Origin of the sequence: Plesiomonas sp. (assembly GCF_051650925.1) — a bacterium.
Taxonomy (GTDB): Bacteria; Pseudomonadota; Gammaproteobacteria; order Enterobacterales; family CAMTGL01; genus Plesiomonas.
Genome location: NZ_JBOFRH010000072.1, coordinates 1 through 1,317 on the forward strand (window position 1 = coordinate 1; position 1,317 = coordinate 1,317).

At 44.7% G+C, this 1,317-nt stretch carries 1 protein-coding gene; it reads right to left on the bottom strand.

The window, feature by feature from the left end; genetic code table 11:
• A partial coding sequence (locus ACRC27_RS01730) for a tyrosine-type recombinase/integrase (protein WP_438639036.1) occupies positions 1–952 on the bottom strand: 952 nt, incomplete at its 3' end.
• Between the last annotated feature and the right edge of the window lie 365 nt (positions 953–1,317).

A 1,317-nucleotide genomic window follows, 5' to 3' on the forward strand; every position in this document is an offset into this window, starting at 1 on the left:
CGCCGACTCGGGCGCTATGGCCTGTCCACGTTTGGTAGCGAGAGGCATCTGCTGTGTGAATTGAATTTTGTAATTCGGCTCTAGCATCAGGATCAATTTGCCAATAAAAGAAGCGAAAAATATCATCCACGGTGCGACCTGACAGTTTTTTGCAGTTCTCTTCGCTATGGAATAACTCACCATTTTTTTTCAAACGCCGAAACAAATAACCAGAAGACGAGAGTGGTAAGCCAAAATGCGTCATATAGCGGTGTAGCCACTGTGAACAGGGTTCACTCAGCAAGACTTCGTTATCTTCCAGCGTTTTGGTGGTTTTCGTTTTTCTTACGCGAATGCTGTATTGGCGACCGGGTAGCAAATCATTGCAGCGAATGTTGACCAGTTCAGACTCGCGTAACAAGCTTTCGTATGCGATCCACACGAGCAGCAAATCGCGCATCAATTTTGGATCGTCCGTATCGGCAAAAATCTGTAGCAATAACTCTAGATCATGTAAACGAAACGGTTGTGCCTGACCAATTTGCTCTCCGGCATCCAGTGCGCGGTTCGTGGCGCGCCGCATGGCCCATTGAACGTGGGTATGTTGTAGTAAAGAAGGAAAGCCCAGTTTTTTATTCTTAAAATTCAACAAATTGATGTAAGTCTGTACCGAGTTAAGCGACATGCTTTCCGATAACTCATCAATGTAACGACACAAAATATCGGGCCAAATCGGATACAACAACAGCTGCTGTTCGTGCCAACATTCGGTCGGCAAATCTGTTTGCTTAGCTAACCAATGCGCCCAATGCTTTTCGGCAAAATCCACCATCCGCAATGTATTGGCGGAATAGGAATCTTCCGCATAACGCGTGAATTGCTGATGGGCGGTCGCCATGCTACGCAGATGCGCGGGTAATGCATTGAAACTTTGCCGTTGCGACAACGCATGTTGATGCTGAGATAAGGCCATATTTTGTCCGTTTTAAACCGATTGTATTTCGCGAATACAGTTAGCCTAGCTTTTTCAGATTTTACCATATAGCGTCAATAACTTCATATAATTTACATTATATGAAGTTATTCTGATGCAGAACGGATGATGAAAAAACGTGCATGCCGCGAGCTTTGTGTCGCTGTTTGAGTGTTTGCTACAGCGCTTCTCACTTAATGGGTAGCTTGGGCATAAGCTGAATACAGCGCAATAGCACAAATGCAATCTTGGCTTACCTAATGTTGTTTGCCGTGTTAGTGGTTTTACTAGGTGGAGCTTACTCGGATCTTTTGTCCTGCCAGAAATAAGTGACGTTGTCACACATGTTGATGCTAACACTCATT